This is a genomic window from Pectobacterium sp. PL64, from assembly GCF_022477975.1.
GTDB lineage: Bacteria > Pseudomonadota > Gammaproteobacteria > Enterobacterales > Enterobacteriaceae > Pectobacterium > Pectobacterium jejuense.
The window spans coordinates 1,495,320-1,510,822 of sequence record NZ_CP092070.1; the positions used below are offsets into that span (position 1 = coordinate 1,495,320).

Genomic DNA, 15,503 nt, shown 5'->3' on the forward strand with positions numbered 1-15,503 from the left:
GAAGGGAGAGCGTTGAAATTCTGTATATGAAGAAGGAAATGACACAACGCAAAGTTTATGCCCCGGTGCCTGTGATGGTGGCGGGGATTGCGATTATTGCTACCCGCATTTTGGGGATTTTGCTGCTTGTCTGGGAGCTAGGGTTCAGCGATTTGAGCGGCTGGATTGGCAGCAATGCGGAAGCCTGGGATTCGACGCTGGTGCTACTGCTGTCGCTGGTTGTCGTCGGCGTTGAAATTCGCTGTGGCTTTGCCGTTTTGGCCGGCGTGAACTGGGGGCGATGGGGTTATGTGGTCTGCCAGGCCGTCGTGGTGTGTTACCTGCTGCTGGCATCGCTGAGTGAATTTATGCCGGCGATATTTCATATCTCAGGCGGGAACAATGCTGCCGTGCTGCATCAGCTCCTACTGCAAAAGATCCCCGATCTTCTGGTGATTGTTTTACTGTTTCTGCCACGACGCAGTAAGCGTTTTTTTCTGCGGCAGAAATAGACATTTCTCTCTTATAAGCCACTCTGGCTGCAGGCGTCGCCCATAAATCGGCAAAAGGTCGCAGGGTGACGCCATCAGAGTGATATAATCCTCGCATTCCGTATTATTTTAATAGTTAGATTTCTATGTATTGTGCCCGCTACAGCACGGGAACCTGTCGTTCCTGCCAATGGCTGGAAAAAGCCTACCCGCAGCAATTGTCTGATAAACAGCAGCATCTTGAAGGTTTGCTGCAACCGCACGCCGTGCAGTGCTGGTTGCCCGTGCAGCCTTCTGCGCAGTCTGCCTTTCGTAATAAAGCCAAAATGGTGGTGAGCGGCAGCGTGGAACGCCCGCTGCTGGGGATGCTACATCGTGATGGAACGGCGGTGGATCTCTGCGATTGTCCGCTTTATCCGTCCAGCTTTGCACCGATTTTCGACGTGCTTAAAGTCTTCATCGCTCGGGCGGGGCTAACGCCTTATAACGTGGCTCGACGCCGCGGGGAGCTGAAATACCTGCTGCTGACGGAAAGTACGCAGCACGGTATATTCATGCTGCGCTTTGTCTTACGCTCGGAAACCAAGCTGGCGCAGCTGCGTGCCGCATTGCCCTGGCTACAGCAGCAGTTGCCTCAGATTGAGGTGATCTCCGCCAATATTCAGCCCGTGCATCAGGCGATTATGGAAGGGAAAACGGAGATTATCCTGAGTGACGCTGCCGCGCTGGCTGAACAGTTCAATCAGGTGCCGTTGTATATCCGGCCACAAAGCTTTTTCCAGACGAACCCGCAGGTGGCAGCCGCCCTGTATGCGACGGCTCGCGACTGGGTGGCAGAGCTGAATATTACCAGCATGTGGGATCTGTTTTGCGGGGTAGGGGGTTTTGGCCTGCATTGTGCGTCATCGGAGATGCGTCTGACGGGGATTGAAATCAGTGCTGAGGCGATAGCCTGCGCGCGTCGCTCTGCGGAACAGTTAGGATTGAAGCAGGTGGAGTTTCAGGCGTTGGATTCAACGCAGTTTGCGACCGCTAAAGCGGAAATCCCGGATCTGGTATTAGTTAATCCGCCGCGCCGCGGTATCGGCAGTGAACTGTGCGCCTACCTGAGCCGCATGGCACCGGACTATATTCTCTATTCCAGCTGTAACGCGGAAAGCATGGCGAAAGACATGACAGAGCTGACGAATTACCGCGCGCTGCGCGTACAGCTGTTCGACATGTTCCCGCACACGGCGCACTACGAAGTGCTGACGTTACTGAAGCGGGAAATATAGGAAAAAACTGCGATATCTACGCTTTTTGTGGGAACTATCGTAGGCGTAAAAAATTGCGCTGAGGTGGGCGTGGCCGCTGGATGAGCGGCATGGACGCCGCGAAAGTCTGCGCCGCGTAAGGAACGCGTCGCAGACGGTCCGAACAGCGGATACGAACGCCGAAGGCACCGCGAAGCGGCGCAATTAGCGCCGAAAAGCCAGTGGTCAAGGCGCTGCGGCGTTTGAGCGCGCCTTGTCGGGCGTATGATGAAATGACAGAAGAATACTGTAATTAACACGCCCGAAACCTTTAAACGACCTAACACGTAATAGTGGAAGCGTTCTATAACGCGGTGCATCCACACCGCGCTACGCGAAGTGAATCTTATTGCGGGAACCACTTGTCGTTGATGGTTTTGTACGTGCCGTCCGCTTTGATGGCGTCCAGCGCTTTATTCAGTTTCTCCAGCAGCGCTTTGTCATCAGGACGAACGGCGATGCCCAGTCCGGTGCCGAAGTATTCTGCGTCAGTTACATGCTCGCCAACCGTTGCCAGTTCAGGGTTCGTTTTAATCCACTCGTTGACGACGGCGGTATCACCGAATACGCCGTCGATACGGCCATTCTTCAGATCCAGTACCGCGTTCTGGTAGCTATCATAAGAAACGGTTTGCACTTCTGGGTGCTTATCGTGCATGTACTTCTGGTGTGTCGTGCCGTTTTCCATACCAATGCGCTTGCCCTTCATCGCGGCAAAGTCGCTGAATTTCCCTTTCTGCGCGATAACCACGGCTGAGTTGGCATAGTACGGCTGCGTGAACGCGACCTGCTTGCTGCGCTCTGGCGTGATGTCCATACCGGAAATCACGGCGTCATAGCGACGGAATTTCAGCGCCGGGATCAGGCTGTCAAACGCCTGATTGGTGAACGTACAGGTCGCCTGCATTTGCTTACAGAGCGCTTTTGCCAGATCCATATCGAAACCGACGATTTCGTTGCTGGCGTCCAGTGACTCAAATGGCGGGTAGGTAGCTGATGATGCAAAACGGATGGTGTCTGCGGCGGTGGCGCTGAAGGCGATTCCTGCCAGTAACGTGGCGAGCACTAATTTTTTCATTACCTACTCCTGTCTGTTTTTCTTATTGTTCATCAATAGACTTGCGGAAGGGTTCCGACGTCATGGCGATTACCATGCCATTGATTGAATTTATATGCAATTAAAATGATTAATGAGTCGATTTATTGCATGTTTTTACATCAACTGGCAATAAAAAAAGCAGGCTATCAAAGCCTGCTTTCTAAGTAGATAAATGTGCGGATAAATGCAATAAGGATTAATTGCGGCGTTCAAATGCCAGCGAACGACGCTCGACCCAGCGCATCAGCAGCGTCAGTAACCCGTTGACGCACAGGTAGATAATCCCAGCGGCACCAAACACCATCACGTCATACGTCCGGCCGTACATCAACTGGCTGTAGCCCATGACTTCCATCAGCGTGATGGTGTAAGCCAGTGAGGTACTCTTAAACACCAGCACCACTTCATTTGAATAAGAAGACAGCGCGCGTTTAAACGCAAACGGCAGCAAAATACGTAATGTCTGCTTCTGATCCATGCCCAACGCGGCACAAGATTGCCACTGCCCGGCGGGAATCGCTTTTACCGCACCATAGAACAGCTGCGTAGTATAAGCCGCGCTATTGAGCGCCAGTGCCACCATTGCACATAGCCACGGCTGTGAAAGCAGGTTCCACAGCCAGGGGATTTGCTGGATAGAGGTAAATTGCCCTGGGCCGTAGTAAATCAGGAAGATTTGCACCAGCAGCGGCGTACCGGTAAACAGCGTAATGTAGCCTTTCGCCAACAGCGATATGACCGGCGTTTTGAGCGTCAGAACGACGGTCAGCAGCAGCGACAACACCAGCGCCACGACGATGGAGACCGCCGTTAAAGTCAGGCTGGTATGCAGGCCTTTTACAAGCTCAGGTAAATAAGCGAGCATCAGGAAGGCCTCCGCTCAAAACGCGTGGTGCGCAGTTCAATGCGTTTCAGCACGTACTGACTTAACAACGTAATAATCAAATAGATCGCCGCCGCGACAACGTACCAGGTAAAGGGCTCCTGCGTCCGTGTCGCAATGCTTTTGGTTTGCAGCATCAAATCGTTCACGCTGATCAACGACACCAGCGCGGTATCTTTTAACAATACCAGCCACTGATTGCCTAATCCCGGCAGGGCGTGACGCCACATCTGCGGCATGATCAGACGGAAAAAGATCGCGGCTTTACTGAGTCCCAGCGCCTGACCCGATTCCCATTGCCCTTGCGGAACGGCTTTTAGCGCGCCGCGTAGCGTTTGGGAGGCGTAGGCCGCATACAGCAGCGCCAGCGCAATCACGCCGCACAGGAATGGGCTGATTTCAAACATGCCGATATCCAGTTTTACCGGAATATGCACGATGAAGAGATTCAGGGTAAACCCGTCTGCCAGCATCATCAGCAGCTGAGAAGAGCCGAAATAGATGAACAGCACGACCAGAATTTCTGGCAGGCCGCGCAGCAGCGTCACGACGGCGGTTCCCGTCCAGCTAACGGCTTTCCAGCGGACAGTTTCCCAAACGGCAAACAGCATCGCCAGTACGAGGCCGAGCACCAGTGCACAAACGGCAAGGCCGACGGTCATCCCGGCGGCGCTTGCAAGAGGTTGAAATTCAATCATTGAGCGTCAGATTACTGCTGGAACCATTTTTTGTAGATGGTCTCGTAAGTGCCATCCTGCTTGATTTTGTTGAGCGCAGTGTCGAATTTCTTCAGCAGCTCATCGTTGTTCTGGCGCACGGCGATGCCCAGACCGATACCGAAGTAACCTTTATCCGTCACCTTCTGGCCTACGGTGCTCAGCGTATCGTTTTGTTTCAGCCATTCGTTAACTACGGCGGTATCACCGAATACGGCATCCAGACGACCATTTTTCAGATCCAGCACGGCATTCTGGTAGCTGTCGTAAGGCACGGTTTTGATATCGCTATGCTTTTCCATCAGGTATTTCTGATGGGTAGTGCCATTCTGTACGCCAACGCGTTTGCCTGTCAGCGCGGCGATATCGGCCACTTTCCCTTTCTGGGCAATAAACTGCGCGGAGTTATCATAGTAAGGCTGGGTGAACGACACCTGCTGCTGACGCTCAGGGGTAATGTCCATTCCCGCGATGACGGCTTCGAAACGACGGAATTTCAGGCCAGGGATCAGGCTGTCGAAAGCCTGATTGCTGAATGTGCAGGTTGCCTGCATTTCTTTGCACAGCGCATTCGCCAGATCGATATCAAAACCTTGGATCTGGTTATTGGCATCGACAAATTCGAACGGAGGGTAAGAGGCTTCCGTCGCGAAACGGATGGTATCTGCGGCGTTAGCAGAGGCGGCACCAACGGCGAATAAGGCTGCAACAATCAATTTTTTCATTATCATTTTCCTGATAGTAATCAATGTGACAAATAACCAGCGAATTCAGGCGTCTGCGGCTGGGTAAAATGCGTCGCATCCCCTTGTTCAACGATGCGGCCGTTTTCCATATACACCACACGGCTGGCCGTTTTACGGGCAAATTCAACTTCGTGGGTCACAATCACCTGCGTAATCCCGGTTTCTGCCAATTCACGGATGATGTTGACGACCTGAGCGGTAATTTCTGGATCCAGCGCGGCAGTCGGTTCATCAAATAACAGAACCTGAGGTTCCATCATCAGCGCACGGGCAATCGCGACACGCTGTTGCTGTCCGCCAGAAAGATGAAGAGGGAAGCGATCGGCAAAGTCATTGAGGCGCAGGCGCGTCAGCAGCTTGTCCGCCCGCGCTTTGGCTTCTTCTTTACTCAGTCCCAGCACGCGGCAGGGCGCTTCGATCAGGTTCTGCACCACGGTCAGATGCGGCCACAAATTATACTGCTGGAACACCATCCCGACATTCTGACGCAATTCACGGATCGCGCTGTCGGATGGCGTGCGCTGAAAATCAAACTGATTACCGGCGATGGAAAGCTTGCCAGAACGTGGCATTTCCAACAGATTAAGAACGCGTATCAGCGAGCTCTTTCCCGCACCGCTGGGACCAAGAAGCACCAGCGTTTCACCCGCAGGACAATCGAGGGTGATATCAAATAGCGCCTGGTATGTGCCGTAGAAACAGTTAATGCCGTTTAGTTGAATACTCATGCGTAAGAATTGAATAGACATTGATGCGGCGAATGTTAACGTCGGCAGAATAGTTATGCAATCACCGTGGGTTAAAATTTGCCAATAAGCGATTTGTTGGTTAAATAATAGCACAAAATAGTGACTTACGGCTGAGCAGGCGCTTTCTCATCAGCAGGCTGAGCATTGACATTAAAACGCAGTAAAAGGAGACGACATGCAATTATCCACTACGCCGAATCTGGAAGGCTTCACCATTACTGAATATTGTGGCGTCGTGACTGGCGAAGCCATTCTGGGCGCGAACATCTTCCGTGACTTTTTTGCCAGTATCCGCGATGTCGTCGGCGGCCGCTCCGGTGCCTATGAGAAGGAACTGCGTAAGGCGCGACAGATTGCGTTTAAAGAGCTGCAGGAGCAGGCCGAAGATTTAGGGGCGAACGCCATTGTGGGCATTGATCTTGACTATGAAACCGTCGGGAAGGACGGCAGCATGCTGATGGTGACCGTTAGCGGTACCGCAGTAAAAGTTCGCCGCTAATGGCCGCTAATGACTGAAATAGCCGATTAGGGCAGGCGAAGAGATGATGTGTAAAGCGTATATAGTGGAATAACGATGTTGAAATGGATGGTCTGCATAGCGCTGGGGTTGTTGGCGGGATTGCCAATCAGCCTCTTCGTTGAAAGAACAGAATAATTATGTGCTGGAGACGGCATTGCAGTCTCGGGCGCAGGAATCGCGTATCCGCTTTCTGGTGATTCACTATACGGCGGAAGATTTTGCCACCTCGCTGAATATTCTGACGGATGAGCACGTCAGCGCTCATTATCTGATTCCGGCCCATCCACCTTTGCAACGCGGCAAGCCGCTTGCCTGGCAACTGGTGCCGGAATCTCAGGCAGCCTGGCATGCGGGAGCCAGTAGCTGGCGTGGGTTTAGTCGGTTGAATAATTCCTCAATTGGTATTGAGATTGAAAACGCAGGCTATCAACGCTCGCTAACGGGCTATACGTGGGAGCCGTTTACCGCCGCGCAGATTCAGCTCGTGACCGCGATCGCCCGCGATATTGTCGACCGCTATCAGATTGCGCCGCAGAACGTGGTGGCACACAGCGATATCGCCCCACAGCGCAAACAAGACCCTGGGCCGCTGTTCCCCTGGCAGGCGCTGGCGCAAGCAGGCATTGGTGCCTGGCCGGACGCGCAGCGGGTCGCGTTCTATTTGAACGGACGGCTGCCATTGCAGCCAGTAGATGAAGCGGTTCTGCTGGAAAAGCTGGGGCGCTATGGCTACTCGGTGCAGGACGCGATGACCGCGCGTGAGAAGCGGCAGGTGATCGCCGCTTTCCAGATGCATTTCCGCCCTGAGAACTATCAAGGCCAGCCAGATGCGCAGAGTGAAGCGATTGTCGATGCGCTGCTGGAGAAATACGGCAGCCGCTAAACCGTTTCCTTCTCTGCCAGTTTCGCAATACGCGCCGCCATACCACGGAAGATAAACAGGTGAGCAGGCATCATCAGGAACCAGTAGACCAGCCCGTTGAACCCGGAAGGGTGCCAGCGGGCGCGGACGTCCACGGTTCGGTGAGTGCCTTTGTCCGTGATAGTAAAGTTGAGTTTCCCCAGCCCCGGTGCTTTCATGCCGAATAACAGCACCAACTGACGCTGTGGCTTGATCGAGATAACCTTCCAGCCGTCAATCTTGTCGCCCACTTCTAGCGTTGGACGCTCGGGGCGTCCATAAGTAACGCCGTTACCGCAAAGATCGTCGAGCCGGGCGCGGATGTTCCACAGCGTATTCGCGTAGAAATAGCCTTCCTTGCCACCGACCTGCTGGATGACCTGCCAGAGCGCCTGACTGGACGCGGGCGTTTCCATCGTATGGCCCGCCTGTTTAGGGTAAAAGCCGTAATTTGGCTTCCAGCGCGCGCGAACCTCGGTGTCATCGCCCCAGTCCGCCTGCTGTACGCTCTCCATTTCGCTTTGCAGCGTGAGGCGCACGGCGTCATCAAAGCTCATCAGCGTTTGTGGGATTAATGCCTGCAATTCGCTGCCATCGGCCTGTAAGTCGTGTTTTAGCCCCTGAATGAGGGCGCGGGCGATGGAGGGAGGAACCGAGGTCACCAGATGCAAGAACCAGACAGACACCAGATGCGTCGGCATGGGAACGGGAATCAGCAAGCGGCGCTTGCCGCTGATCTGAATGAAACGCTCGAACATGGTCTGGTAGCTGATGTATTCGGGGCCTGCGGCGTCCATGATGCGGTTTTCTGTCGCGGGATGCTGCGCGATGCCGATCAGATACACCAGCAGGTTTTCCAGTGCAATGGGGGACGATTTAGAACGCACCCAGCGCGGCGGCGTCAGTATCGGCAGGTTATAGACCATATCGCGCATAATCTCGAACGCTGCCGAACCGGTACCGATAATAATGCCCGCACGCAGCTCTGTGACGGGAATACCGCTGCTGCGTAAAACATCTCCCGTGATCTGGCGTGCCTGCATGTGCGGTGAGGTATCGTCTTTCGCCTGAAGCGACCCCAGATAAATAATCTGTTTTACGTTGCTGGAGGCCAGTGCCAGCAGCAGGTTCATGGCGGTCATTCGTTCTCTTGCAACGAAGTCCGCACCGTCGCCCATGCTGTGCACCAGATAATAGATCGTCTCCGCGCCCCACAGACCATCAGGCAGGCTTTCTGGTTTAGCGAGATCAACCTGTTGGCAGTCGACGCCCGGCCAATTCCGTGACGCGAGGGACTCGATATTCCGGCCGGCAGCGATGACTCGGTTGCCTTGTTTGCTCAAGCGCTCGGTTAAATGGCGGCCAATGTAGCCAGTTGCGCCCAGAATCAGGATCGGGACTGAGGGGGATGTCATGTGCCAGCGGCTCCACAGCAAAATATAACCATGGCTTACTATAATCGGGAAAAGGCAAATCTGGAAAAGACAAATCGGGAAAAGATGAATAGGGAAAGGGCAAAAAGCGATGAAAAGTATGGGGTTAATGCTCGCCTGAAACCAAGCGTAATTAAACATGACCTACCTGCCCGATAGCCGAGGCTACCGGGCAGAAGGGGGTAAAACGCGGGCGTATCAGGCCAGAACGGTGTCGCCTTGCAGCTGGCAACTACAGGCCAAAACATAGCCCTGTTCGATCTCGGCTGGTGTTAGCGTCATGGTACTGCTGGTGGTGTAATTACCGGATAGCACGCGGGTTTTACAGCTACCGCAAACACCGGCGCGGCAGGCGGCGACAACCGGCACCTTATTGGCTTCCAGTGCGGCCAGCAGACTGATGCCGACCGGAACGCGCAGGTTTTTCAGCGGACGGCTGATGGTCAGCGTGAGCTGATCGGCATCTTCATCCAGTACTTCATCTGCCGGGCGGAACTGTTCTTTGAAGATGCAGGTTGAGGCAACGCCAAGCTGCTGACTCAGTGTTTCAATCTGGTTCATGTATGGTGCTGGGCCGCAGGTCATCACGGTGCGGCTGGCGATATCCGGCACGTGTTCGATCAGCAGGTCGCCGCTGATGCGTCCAGAGAGGAAACCGGGCGCAGCGTCAAACTCTGCCATCAGCGTCAGATGCAACTGCTGCGGATAGCGCTGCACCAGATCCTGCCATTCTTTGGCGAAGATCACCTGCAACGGATTGCGCACGTTGAAAATAACGTGGATATCGGTTTGCGGTTTGTTTGCCAGAAGCCAACGGCACATCGACATAATCGGCGTGACGCCACAGCCTGCTGCCGCCATCAGGTAACGATCGCTGACCGCGTTGGCGCAGGTAAACTCGCCCTGTGCATCGGACAGCCACAGATAATCACCGACTTTCAGCGCTTGGGTCAGCCAGCGGGAACCGACGCCGTCGTCCAGTCTTCTGACCGTCAAGGTAATAAAACGGCTGAGGCCTGGTGAAGATGAAATCGTATAAGCCCGTAGCGTCTCCGCGCTGTTGGCAATGCTGACTAACGCATACTGACCCGGCTGATACGGATAAAAATCATGATTAACCAGTGAAATCGTCCAGACATCAGGCGTTTCCTGAGTAATCGAATGTACCTGCATGCGGTTAGAGCAAAGCGGTGTCGGCCCAATCTGTAGTGCGGGCATAGTCATAATCAATCTCCATAACAAACGGGTACGGTGAAGCGTGTAAAAATGGCGGCCCATAAGACAGTGGGCTTAGCGTGAGGCATCAATGCCGACACCTCACGCTGCGTGACGAGGAACACGCTCCTCCGTCCGCATTGATTTATCAAGCGGCCAGAATGGTGTTCATGTCCTGTTCAACGGTGGTAATCGCTCGCATACCGAATTTGTCGTTCAGAATGGCAAGCAGGTTGTCCGTCAGGAAGCCCGGTGCCGTTGGCCCGGTGTAGATATTCTTCACGCCGAGGGACAGCAGGGTGAGCAGGATGACAATCGCTTTCTGTTCAAACCAGGACAGCACCAGACTCAGCGGCAGGTCGTTCACGCCACAGCCCAGTTTCTCCGCCAGCTTAACGGCCAGAATAATTGCCGCGTAGGCGTCATTACATTGGCCGACATCCAGCAGACGTGGCAGGCCTTCCAGCGTACCGAAGTCCAGTTTGTTGAAACGGTATTTACCACAGGCCAGCGTCATGATCAGACAGTCTTGCGGAACGTTCAGCGTAAAGTCCGTGAAGTAGCTACGTTCTTCACGGCTACCGTCACATCCGCCAACGAGGAAGACGTGGCGCAGTTTTTTCTGTGCAACCAGATCGATGACGGTATCCGCGGCGCTTAGCAGCGTTTCACGGCCAAAACCGACGGTGATCATGTGCTCGATTTCGCTGTATGGGAAACCAGCCAGACCCTGTGCCTGTTCGATAACTGGGCTGAAATCGTCGCCTTCCAGGTGGTTCACGCCCGGCCAGCCTACGATGCTACGCGTCCAGATGCGGTCGCCGTAGTTACCCACGTTTGGATCGATAATACAGTTGGAGGTCATGACGATCGCGCCAGGGAATTTGGCAAACTCAGTCTGCTGGTTCTGCCAGCCGCTGCCGTAGTTGCCTGCCAGATGCTTGAATTTTTTCAGCTCTGGGTAACCGTGTGCAGGCAGCATTTCACCGTGGGTATAAATATTCACGCCTGTGCCTTCGGTTTGCTCCAGCAGCATGCGCAGATCTTTCAGGTCATGACCCGAAATCAGAATCGCTTTACCCGCAATTGGGCGGACGTTAACGGAGGTTGGCTGTGGATGGCCGTAAGCATTAGTCTCGCCATGGTCGAGGATCGCCATAACGTTGAAGTTCATTTTGCCGATGCCCATTGCGTTGTTCAGCAGGGTGTCAACATCGGATGGCTGTGTACCCAGCCACGCCATGAAGGCGTGATATTCGGCATAGATCGCGTTGTCATACTGACCGAGAACGTGGGCGTGTTCCATGTAGGCCGCTGCGCCTTTCAGGCCGTAAAGATTAAGCATGCGCAAGCCGTGAACGTCGTCACCAACGCTGGCTTTATCGCTGTCCAGCGCAAAATCCGCCGCCTGTTGCAGTAAGGTCGGAATATCGTTACCCGCCAGTTGCAGGGCTGCCATTGGATGATCCACGGTCGCGGTGGCATCGTGCAGACGGCAGCGAACAGCCAATGATTCACGCAGTGTAATGGCTTCCTGTGCGTAGCCAATAATGCGCTGGGAATCGAAGTTAACGTTGGTCAATGTAGAGAAGAAGGCGCGTGGCGCAAAGTTATCGACGTCGTGATCGATGATATCCAGCTCGCGCGCTTTCAGCGCCCAGGCAGAAAGCCCTTGCAGCACAGCGACCAGCAGGTCTTGCAGATCGGAGGTTTCTGCGGTTTTGCCGCACATGCCCTGCGCGTAAGAGCAGCCGTTTCCAACAGGGGTACGAATCGTTTGTTCACATTGCACACAAAACATAATGACTTCCTTTTTTTAAGTTGCATTTTAAATGCTTGTTTAAAGCATAGTGTTAGCCGAGGCAGGTAAAAAGGCTTTTTTACTGCAACTTTAGGTAAATTTGATTTAGCGCAAGTTTGGCGATGGGCAATGAAAATCACTCTCAATCACAGCCCATAAACGAGGGGAAAAACGGTGTTCAGTGTGCGCTTATGAAGAAAATAACGCCATCAAGATGGGAGCCGCGAGGCTTAATAAGAAACCATGTACGATGGCAGCAGGCACGACATCGATACCCGCGCTGCGCTGCAAAACGGGCAGCGTGAAATCCATTGAGGTGGCGCCGCAAAGGCCTAATGCACAGGAGCGATTACGCTGTGCTAGAACGGGAACCAGCATAATCGCCAGTAGCTCACGGGTCAGATCGTTGAAAAACGCAGTGCTGCCGATGACAGGCCCGAGGGCATCGGTCAGCAGAATGCCTGACAGCGAATACCATCCATAGCCGGATGCCATCGCCAGACCGGTTTTCAGCGGCAGACCCAGAATCCATGCGGCCAGCAGGCCACCACCGAGCGCACTGATACCAACGATAAGCGCGATGACCAGACCGCGACGGTTTAATACGATTTGGCGCAGCGTCATCCCGCTGTTACGCAGTTGAACGCCCACCAGAAAGAGCAGGAAGATCAGGGCATATTCGCTGCCTTTACTGGCGTAGGTGAATCCCGGCCATTGCGTTAAGCCCAGCAAAAAACCACCGAATACCACGCCACAGAGTTTGAACGATTCAAGGATCATTCGCAGTCTGGACGGCGGAGTCGCGTCTTTGTACTTGCTACGCCATGCGCTGCGTTTTTCCCATAGCCATAAGGCAATGCCGTTTGCCGCGACAATACAGAAAGCGAAGACGGCAGTGTAACGGAAGATCAGTAACAAATTGCTGCTGAGATTTTCCAGAAAAGCCAGGCTTATGCCCATCAAAAACAGAATAACGTACACCATCCAACTCAGCAGTTGGTTAACCCGCTGTAATCCTTTTTTGCCGCGCAGCGGTACCAGATAGCCAATGATGAGCGGTAATAAAATAATTAATAATCCTGAATACATCACAGAATTGATGTCCTTACGCGAGAAAAACGGCGCTAACCCGTATTTTAGGATTGGCGGGGGTTGCCGTAGTTAAACCATGAGGCTTTTCTTCTTCAGTTCTACCCCGATAGGCATCGACACGGCGGAAACACAAACCGTGCGTTGACAGCATCGTCATTAACAGCATCGCGGGATTCATCGGCTACACTTGGCGGGAAGAAAAACGATAATCTATTAAAATTAAACAAATTATCGGAGTGAGTAAAGCGCTGTCTGGCAGGATATTCTATACAGTGAGCATTTTTGCAGCAGAAACTTGCAGGCAGCTGCTACAGGAGAGAAAGATGCATCTGGAAAGTATTGAAATCCTGGGATTTCGGGGAATCAATCGTCTGTCGCTGACGCTGGACGAGAACAACGTACTGATTGGTGAGAACGCCTGGGGGAAATCAAGCCTGCTGGATGCGCTCTCGCTGCTGCTGGCACCGACGCTGCCGCTTTACCATTTTGATATGCAGGATTTTCACTTCACGCCGGGAGATGAAAATAGTCGGGAAAAGCACCTTCAGGTTATTTTCACGTTTTGCGAGACGGCACCTGGCCATCATCTATCCCCTCGCTACCGTTCGCTTAGCCCCGTTTGGGTAGAAGGCGAGGCGTCGCTATACCGCGTTTTTTATCGATTAGAAAGTGAGGTGGACGAAAGTCAGTCGGTTTTCACCTGGCGCAGCTTCCTGGACGCCGACGGGCACCCGATAGCGCTGGATGATATTGATGAACTGGCCAGAGAAATTATCCGCCTGCATCCGGTGCTGCGGCTGCGTGATGCACGTTTTATGCGGCGTTTGCGCTCCGGGACGTTGGCTGCGACGTTAGATAACAGCAATGAAAAGCTGGCCCAGCAGTTCGAGCAACTGATGCGTGAGCTGGTGCAAAATCCGCAGAAGCTGACGGATAAAGAACTGCGTCAGGGGCTGGTGGCGATGCGGCAACTGCTGGAGCACTATTTTTCCGAGCAGAATGCCACGGGTAATGACCGACGCCATCATCGGCATGCGCGAACGCATAACGGTAAATCGTGGCGATCGCTGGACAACATCAATCGCCTGATTGCTGATCCCAATAGCCGCAGTCGCCGGATTATCCTGCTGGAGCTGTTTTCTACGCTGTTACAGGCGAAAGGATCGGTTGCGTTAGATCCCCATGCGCGTCCGCTCTTGCTGATTGAAGACCCGGAAACCCGGCTGCACCCGATTATGCTATCTGTCGCCTGGGGGCTTTTGGTGCAGTTGCCGCTCCAAAAGGTCACCACAACAAATTCAGGCGAGCTGCTGTCGCTGGTGCCGATGGAGCAGGTGTGCCGTCTGGTGCGGGAATCCTCACGGGTGGCGACATATCGCATTGGTCGTCAGGGGATGAGTGCGGAAGATAGCCGACGCATCGCGTTTCACATTCGTATGAATCGACCCGCGTCACTCTTTGCCCGCTGCTGGCTGCTGGTGGAAGGGGAAACCGAAGTTTGGATGCTGAATGAACTGGCGCGCCAATGCGGACATCATTTTGAGGCGGAAGGGGTGAAAGTGATTGAATTTGCCCAGTCTGGGCTCCGGCCATTGCTGAGGTTCGCACGTCGTATGGGGATTGAATGGCATGTGCTGGTCGATGGCGACGATGCGGGGAAAAAATATGCCGCGACGGCAAAAAGCATGTTAACCGTACAGGACGAGCGCGAGCGCGATCATTTGACCGTCTTGCCCGCATCGGACATGGAACACTACATGTACCGTGAGGGATTCAGCCACGTTTATCACCGCATCGCGCAGTTGCCGGAAAAAGTGCCGCTCTCGATGCATAAAATCATCATCAAGGCTATCCATCGTTCATCCAAGCCCGATCTGGCAATTGAAGTAGCAATGGAAGCCGCGGCGATGGGCAGCGAGGCAATCCCGCCGCTTATTCGCAGCATGTTCTCCCGCGTGCTGTGGCTGGCCCGCGGGCGTGCGGATTAGTGTAAACATATAAAAAAATGCCGTTCGATATAACGAACGGCATTTGTCGCATTATAGTCATTTTACGGTTTAGCGTAGCGTGTTCTGAGTAGACGTGTAGGGTGTAGCAGGGGTCAGGATGCGGCCTCGGCGACTTGCGGGACGATCAGGCAGGCATGATTGCCTTTCGGCCCTTGATGAACATCAAACCTGACAACCTGTCCGGCTTTCAGAGTCCGGTAGCCATCCATTTGAATGGTTGAGTAGTGCGCGAAGATATCGTCACCGCCCCCTTCTGGACAGATAAAACCAAACCCTTTGGCATTATTGAACCATTTAACAGTACCTGTCTCCATGCATTGACATCCTTCGCAAGAGTATTCTTTTCAGTAAGGTGTGGTTATTTGGTTACTACGAATACGAATTGATTAAAACCCCATCAATTCATCCGTACACTTTAGTGAAATCGATCCCGGCGTCAAGCGATCCACCGCGTGGTGAGGAGGGCAGTGTGTCAAAGTTTGATGCAGATAACGCTATTGATGAACCCACGATCGCGTTGCGTAATCAAGATATCGGTTACAGGCCTTGAATTTTGCTTTCCGGGAACCATTTA

General features: G+C 53.5%; 14 protein-coding genes and 1 pseudogene. 5 read left to right on the forward strand and 10 right to left on the reverse strand.

All coding sequences use genetic code 11. The features are described 5' to 3' along the window. The first annotated feature begins 38 nt into the window (after positions 1-38). Together HP572_RS06475 and rlmC are read left to right on the forward strand one after the other, a co-directional pair. Entirely contained in the window at positions 39-491 is a 453-nt protein-coding gene (locus HP572_RS06475; RefSeq protein WP_240585122.1) for a YbjO family protein, read from the forward strand. 125 nt (positions 492-616) lie between these two features. Next, on the forward strand, positions 617-1,747 hold the full coding sequence (rlmC, locus tag HP572_RS06480) for a 23S rRNA (uracil(747)-C(5))-methyltransferase RlmC (protein WP_240585123.1): 1,131 nt from the start codon (positions 617-619) through the stop codon (positions 1,745-1,747). A 364-nt stretch (positions 1,748-2,111) separates the two neighbouring features. Here rlmC and artJ (HP572_RS06485) read toward each other — a convergent pair whose 3' ends face one another. The 5 genes from artJ (HP572_RS06485) to artP form a co-directional block, all read right to left on the reverse strand. Next, on the reverse strand, positions 2,112-2,843 hold the full coding sequence (gene artJ / locus HP572_RS06485; RefSeq protein ID WP_010306608.1) for an arginine ABC transporter substrate-binding protein: 732 nt from the start codon (positions 2,841-2,843) through the stop codon (positions 2,112-2,114). Between the two features lie 217 nt (positions 2,844-3,060). Further along, positions 3,061-3,729: an arginine ABC transporter permease ArtM gene (gene artM / locus HP572_RS06490; RefSeq protein WP_010277266.1), complete on the reverse strand. Its 669-nt coding sequence runs from the start codon at positions 3,727-3,729 to the stop codon at positions 3,061-3,063. Next, positions 3,729-4,445 (reverse strand): arginine ABC transporter permease ArtQ, encoded by a 717-nt coding sequence (gene artQ / locus HP572_RS06495; protein ID WP_240585124.1) that lies wholly within the window; start codon positions 4,443-4,445, stop codon positions 3,729-3,731. Before artQ ends, artM begins: the two co-directional genes overlap by 1 nt. A gap of 11 nt (positions 4,446-4,456) precedes the next feature. Further along, a complete protein-coding gene (gene artJ, locus HP572_RS06500) occupies positions 4,457-5,188 on the reverse strand; it encodes an arginine ABC transporter substrate-binding protein (protein WP_010306421.1) in 732 nt (243 codons plus the stop codon). A gap of 20 nt (positions 5,189-5,208) precedes the next feature. Continuing rightward, positions 5,209-5,937 (reverse strand): arginine ABC transporter ATP-binding protein ArtP, encoded by a 729-nt coding sequence (gene artP, locus HP572_RS06505; RefSeq protein ID WP_280927623.1) that lies wholly within the window; start codon positions 5,935-5,937, stop codon positions 5,209-5,211. Positions 5,938-6,133: 196 nt separating this feature from the next. On the opposite strand from artP, the gene HP572_RS06510 reads away from it, so the two are divergent. After that, positions 6,134-6,457, forward strand: coding sequence for a heavy metal-binding domain-containing protein (locus tag HP572_RS06510; protein ID WP_005967367.1), 324 nt, complete (start codon positions 6,134-6,136; stop codon positions 6,455-6,457). Positions 6,458-6,532: 75 nt separating this feature from the next. Further along, positions 6,533-7,361: pseudogene (locus tag HP572_RS06515) on the forward strand (N-acetylmuramoyl-L-alanine amidase). Here the strand turns inward: HP572_RS06515 and HP572_RS06520 are convergent. From HP572_RS06520 to HP572_RS06535, 4 genes are all read right to left on the reverse strand, one after another. Then, entirely contained in the window at positions 7,358-8,794 is a 1,437-nt protein-coding gene (locus HP572_RS06520) for a DUF2867 domain-containing protein (RefSeq protein ID WP_240585125.1), read from the reverse strand. The pseudogene HP572_RS06515 and the gene HP572_RS06520 overlap by 4 nt on opposite strands. Positions 8,795-9,010: 216 nt before the next feature. Continuing rightward, positions 9,011-10,036 carry an NADH oxidoreductase gene (gene hcr / locus HP572_RS06525; protein WP_240585126.1) on the reverse strand — a complete coding sequence of 342 codons (1,026 nt, stop codon included), beginning with the start codon at positions 10,034-10,036 and terminating at the stop codon, positions 9,011-9,013. A 139-nt stretch (positions 10,037-10,175) separates the two neighbouring features. Then, positions 10,176-11,828 carry a hydroxylamine reductase gene (hcp, locus tag HP572_RS06530; protein ID WP_039532868.1) on the reverse strand — a complete coding sequence of 551 codons (1,653 nt, stop codon included), beginning with the start codon at positions 11,826-11,828 and terminating at the stop codon, positions 10,176-10,178. Positions 11,829-12,017: 189 nt separating this feature from the next. Further along, on the reverse strand, positions 12,018-12,917 hold the full coding sequence (locus tag HP572_RS06535) for a lysine exporter LysO family protein (protein ID WP_240585706.1): 900 nt from the start codon (positions 12,915-12,917) through the stop codon (positions 12,018-12,020). 326 nt (positions 12,918-13,243) lie between these two features. On the opposite strand from HP572_RS06535, the gene HP572_RS06540 reads away from it, so the two are divergent. Then, positions 13,244-14,908 carry an ATP-dependent endonuclease gene (locus tag HP572_RS06540; RefSeq protein WP_240585127.1) on the forward strand — a complete coding sequence of 555 codons (1,665 nt, stop codon included), beginning with the start codon at positions 13,244-13,246 and terminating at the stop codon, positions 14,906-14,908. Positions 14,909-15,021: 113 nt separating this feature from the next. Here HP572_RS06540 and cspD read toward each other — a convergent pair whose 3' ends face one another. Further along, positions 15,022-15,243, reverse strand: a complete 222-nt coding sequence (gene cspD, locus HP572_RS06545) for a cold shock-like protein CspD (RefSeq protein WP_010277240.1) — start codon at positions 15,241-15,243, stop codon at positions 15,022-15,024. Positions 15,244-15,503: the final 260 nt, after the last annotated feature.

Coding starts and splice junctions, on each gene's coding strand:
- HP572_RS06475 (WP_240585122.1), top strand. CDS start 39: ATGACACAACGCAAAGTTTATGCCCCGGTGCCTGTGATGGTGGCGGGG.
- rlmC (WP_240585123.1), top strand. CDS start 617: ATGTATTGTGCCCGCTACAGCACGGGAACCTGTCGTTCCTGCCAATGG.
- artJ (WP_010306608.1), bottom strand. CDS start 2,843: ATGAAAAAATTAGTGCTCGCCACGTTACTGGCAGGAATCGCCTTCAGC.
- artM (WP_010277266.1), bottom strand. CDS start 3,729: ATGCTCGCTTATTTACCTGAGCTTGTAAAAGGCCTGCATACCAGCCTG.
- artQ (WP_240585124.1), bottom strand. CDS start 4,445: ATGATTGAATTTCAACCTCTTGCAAGCGCCGCCGGGATGACCGTCGGC.
- artJ (WP_010306421.1), bottom strand. CDS start 5,188: ATGAAAAAATTGATTGTTGCAGCCTTATTCGCCGTTGGTGCCGCCTCT.
- artP (WP_280927623.1), bottom strand. CDS start 5,937: ATGAGTATTCAACTAAACGGCATTAACTGTTTCTACGGCACATACCAG.
- HP572_RS06510 (WP_005967367.1), top strand. CDS start 6,134: ATGCAATTATCCACTACGCCGAATCTGGAAGGCTTCACCATTACTGAA.
- HP572_RS06520 (WP_240585125.1), bottom strand. CDS start 8,794: ATGACATCCCCCTCAGTCCCGATCCTGATTCTGGGCGCAACTGGCTAC.
- hcr (WP_240585126.1), bottom strand. CDS start 10,036: ATGACTATGCCCGCACTACAGATTGGGCCGACACCGCTTTGCTCTAAC.
- hcp (WP_039532868.1), bottom strand. CDS start 11,828: ATGTTTTGTGTGCAATGTGAACAAACGATTCGTACCCCTGTTGGAAAC.
- HP572_RS06535 (WP_240585706.1), bottom strand. CDS start 12,917: ATGTATTCAGGATTATTAATTATTTTATTACCGCTCATCATTGGCTAT.
- HP572_RS06540 (WP_240585127.1), top strand. CDS start 13,244: ATGCATCTGGAAAGTATTGAAATCCTGGGATTTCGGGGAATCAATCGT.
- cspD (WP_010277240.1), bottom strand. CDS start 15,243: ATGGAGACAGGTACTGTTAAATGGTTCAATAATGCCAAAGGGTTTGGT.